Annotated in this window: 4 protein-coding genes; all 4 read left to right on the top strand. The window is 67.1% G+C overall.

All coding sequences use genetic code 11. The features are described 5' to 3' along the window. Positions 1-97 precede the first annotated feature (97 nt). On the top strand, positions 98-1,921 hold the full coding sequence (locus GXY47_12705; protein ID NLV32002.1) for a hypothetical protein: 1,824 nt from the start codon (positions 98-100) through the stop codon (positions 1,919-1,921). A gap of 69 nt (positions 1,922-1,990) precedes the next feature. Next, a complete protein-coding gene (locus GXY47_12710; protein NLV32003.1) occupies positions 1,991-3,436 on the top strand; it encodes an NADH/ubiquinone/plastoquinone (complex I) in 1,446 nt (481 codons plus the stop codon). A 1-nt stretch (position 3,437) separates the two neighbouring features. Then, positions 3,438-3,926: a hypothetical protein gene (locus GXY47_12715; GenBank protein NLV32004.1), complete on the top strand. Its 489-nt coding sequence runs from the start codon at positions 3,438-3,440 to the stop codon at positions 3,924-3,926. After that, positions 3,919-4,053 (top strand): Na+/H+ antiporter subunit C (locus GXY47_12720; protein NLV32005.1); only part of this gene is annotated, 135 nt, incomplete at its 3' end. The genes GXY47_12715 and GXY47_12720, both read left to right, overlap by 8 nt.

Raw genomic sequence — 4,053 nt, forward strand, 5'->3', positions numbered from 1 at the left:
GAGCGGGTTTCTGCTCCAGCTGCCGTACGACCTGGTCAAGGTTGCCGATGGACAGCGCCTGGTCGAACTCGTCAGCCTTCTCTGGAGATAATAGGTTATGAGCGCTCAATCATTGTTGTGGGTCCCCATCCTGGTCCCCCTGGCGGCGGCGGTCTTCCTCCTCCCCTTCTTCCGGAAAAGCCCCCGGGCGGGGGCGATGCTCGGGCTCGGGGCCGTCGTCGCCGCCGGGCTGGCGTTCTGGACGGCGGCTCCTTCCGCCCCCGGCGTCGACATCCCCTGGGTCGAAGGGTTCGCCCTCAGTTTCAGCCTGACCGGATTCAAGACCTTCCTGCTCGGTTTCGTGTTCCTGTTCCAGCTCCTGGCGATGGTGTACACGCTGGGCGCGACGCGCCGGATCGCGCGGCCTTACCTTCATCTTTTCGCGCTGCTGGTCGCGTTCGGTTCGACCTACGCCGTCATCCTGACCGACAGCCTGCTGGTCCTCGTCGTCGGCTGGGAGCTTTTCCTGGTGGCCCTCTACCTCCTGATCCACAGCGGCGGGGCCAAGGCCGAGGCGGCGGCCCACAAGGCCCTCATCATCGGCGGGACGAGTGACTTCCTGATGCTCCTGGGGCTGATGCTCTTTTCCCAGGTCTCGCAGGGGGGGGGGATGACGGCCGGGGTCGGTACCGCCTCCGGACCGATGGCGTTCTGGGCCTTCGTCCTCATCTTCATGGGCGCCGGCGCCAAGGCGGGGATGTTCCCCTTCCACACCTGGATCCCGGACGCCGCCCGGGTGATGCCCGCCTCCGGCTTCGCCGCGTTGCCGGCCTCGCTCGAGAAGGTGCTGGGCATCTACTTCCTCTTCGTCGTGACGCAGCAGATGTTCGTCCTCGACGCCGCGGCCAGAACGGTCCTCTTCCTCTTCGGCGTCGCCACCGTCTTCGTGACGATCGTGCCGGCGCTCGTGGAGAAGGACCTGCGCAAGATCCTGGCCCTGACGGCCATTTCGCCCGTCGGCTTCATGGTGTGCGGCCTGGGGGTTTCGGAAGCCGCCGGCGCGGCGGGCGCGCTGCTGTACATGCTGACGCACGCCGCCTACAAGTCGACCATGTTCTTCGCCACGGGCAATTTCGAGGAGAAGGCGGGGGGCTCCGGGCTGGAGCGCCTGCTGGGGATCGCCCGCAGCATGCCCTGGTCGGGCGCCGCGTTCTTCCTGGCCTTCCTCGCCGCCATCTCCCTCCCCCCTACCGGGGGGTTCGTGGCCAAGGAGCTGATCCTGGAAGGGGCGCTGCACGGCGGGCAGATCGTGGTGCTGGCCCTCCTCGTCGTCGGCGCGGTCCTGAACGTGGCCGTTTTCGCCAAGGTGATCGCCGTGCTCTGGGCGCCGGGCGGGGGCGGCCGGGGCGAGACGGCGGGAGCCTGCGTCCTGGCCCCCCTGGCGATGGGCGCGGTCGCCGTCCTCGGCGGGTTTGTCTTCTCCCGCGCCGACGCCCTCATCAGCGCCGTGGCGGGGGCTCCCGAGCCGGGCCTGACCGGGAACGTGTGGCATTTCTCGATCCTGACGGTGGTTTCGCTCGGCATCTTCGCCGCCGGCTTCATGATCTACGCCGCCGCGCGCAGCGGGCGGGCGAGCGCGGCCGAAGCCTTCGCCCCGCTCGCCTCCTCCCCCGTCCTCGGCCCGGTGCTCGGGATGGCGGAGGCGAAGAAATTCGACGGGTACGAGATCGGGGTCCGCGTGGTGGAGTTCGTCACCCGGATCGTGTTCCTGTACTGCGAGCGGATGGTGGACGTCGTCGGCAACGGCGTCCTCTCGATCGGCCGCTTCCTGCTCCGTCCGCTGCTCGGCGGCGCCCACAACGGGCTGTACGGCAATTATCTCTGCTGGGCGCTGGCGGGTTTTCTGGTCGTGCTGTTTCTCCTGTTCGGTCCGGCCGCCTAGGCGGGGGAGCGGGGGGGCGCCCGAGGCGTTGAGGCATACTCTAGAACCCTTATTCCGATTCTGAGGTCGATGATGGAATCCTACATAGGCTGGATCCTGCTGGTGCCGCCGATCGCGGTCCTGCTCATGCCCTGGGCCTCCAGGCTGGGCGGGTGGGCCGCGAATACGCTGGCGGTCGTGGCGGCGGGGCTCCCTCTTGTTTTCACCCTGCGGCTCATCCCCGCGGCGGGGAGCGGTTTGACCTACGAGCTGTTCGGCGCACACTTCGCCCTGGACGGCGTCAGCCTCCTTTTCCTGGTGGTGGTCAACGCGGTCGCGTTCGCCTGCATGGTCTACGCGACCTCCTACGTGGCCCATCTCGGGGGAAGGGGGAAGTTTTTCGCCCTCCTGCTGGTCATGGTCTTCGGCCTGAACGCCATGCTCCTGACGCGCGACCTGTTCAGCCTGTACCTCTTTCTCGAGGTGGCGTCCATCGCCTCCTACGTGCTGGTGGCCTTCGGGCTGGAGCAGGACGGCATCGAGTCGGCCGTCAAGTACCTGCTCCTCTCGGCCGTGGCCACCTCGCTCGTGCTGGTGGGAATCCTCCTGGTCTACATGACCGCCGGGACCCTCGAGTTCGCACCCCTGGCCGCGGCGCTCGCGGGGGCGGGGGGACCGGTTCCGGGTCTGCTCCTGCTCGCGGCCGCGCTCTTCATCGCAGGCTTCGGGCTGAAGGCCGCCGTGATGCCGTTTCACGCCTGGCTCCCCGACGCCCACCCGTCCGCCCCCGCCCCGATCTCGGCGATGCTGAGCGGCGTGGTGATCAAGGTCGCCGGCGTCTACGCGCTGGTCCGGGTCTTCTTCGGAATCCTGCCCGAAATCGGCGAGGTCCGGACGGTCTTCCTGGCCCTGGGGACCCTTTCCATGATCGCCGGCGCGGTGCTCGCCTACTTCCAGCGCGATTTCAAGCGGATGCTGGCCTACTCCAGCATCAGCCAGATCGGCTACATCCTGATCGGCCTGGGGCTGGGCAACCTGCTCGGCCTGGTCGGCGCGCTCTTCCACGTGTTCAACCACGCCCTGTTCAAGTCCCTCCTCTTCCTCAACAGCGGCGCGGTGCAGTACCGGCTCGGGACCCGCGACATCGAACAGATGGGGGGGCTCGAGACCCGGATGCCGGTGACGGGGGCCACGAGCGTGTTCGGCACCCTTTCGATCGCCGGCGTCCCCCCCTTCAACGGTTTCTGGAGCAAGCTCTTCATCATCATGGGGGCCCTGGCGGCGGGGCAGGCGGCCATCGCCACGCTCGCCATCCTCGTGAGCGTGTTCACCCTCGGGTACTTCCTCATCATCCAGCGCAAGGTCTTCTTCGGCCACCTGAACGAGAAATGGCGCGACATCCGCGAGGCGCCGGCGGCCATGTCCCTTGCGGTCATTCTCCTGGCCGCCGCCTGTCTCCTGACCGGGGTTTTCTTCCACAGCGTCACGCGTGGAATCGTGGAACCGGCGGCCGTGATTTTACTGGGAGGGAAATAACATGCTGCTTTGGGTTCTTCTGGGGCTTATGGTCCTGCTCACGGTCGGAGCCTGCGTGTTCCGGGACCTGCTCTACACGGCCGTCTCGCTCGCCTTGGCGTCGGCGGTGCTGGCGGGAGTTCTCTTCCATTACGGCGCCAACATCGCCGGGGTGTTCGAGCTGAGCGTCTGCGCGGGGCTGATCACGGTCCTGTTCGTCTCCACCGTCGGCATGACCAGGGACTCCGACCAGGGTGACGAGACGCGTCTGGGGCGCGGGTTCATCCCCCTGGTGCTGCTGGTCTTCATCGGCCTGGACGTTTTGATCCTCCGCTGGCTGGGGGGCGCGCTCCCCTCGATAGTCCCCGGCGCCGGTTCCGGCTCCTTCCAGAACGTCTTCTGGAACCTGAGAAGCGCCGACATCCTGGGGCAGGTGGTGCTGATCCTGGCGGGGGTGTTCGGCATCAGCGCCCTCTTCCGGCTCAAGGCCAAGGAGAAGAAACATGAATAACGAGATCCTGCTCCTGTTCGGATGCGGCCTGCTGCTGATGATGCTGGGGGTGTACATGCTCGTGCTCTACCGCAACCTGATCCGCCTCATCATCGGGGTGGAGGTGGTGGCCAAGGGCGTTACGCTC

Source organism: Acidobacteriota bacterium, assembly GCA_012729555.1.
Classification (GTDB): Bacteria; Acidobacteriota; UBA6911; order UBA6911; family UBA6911; genus UBA6911.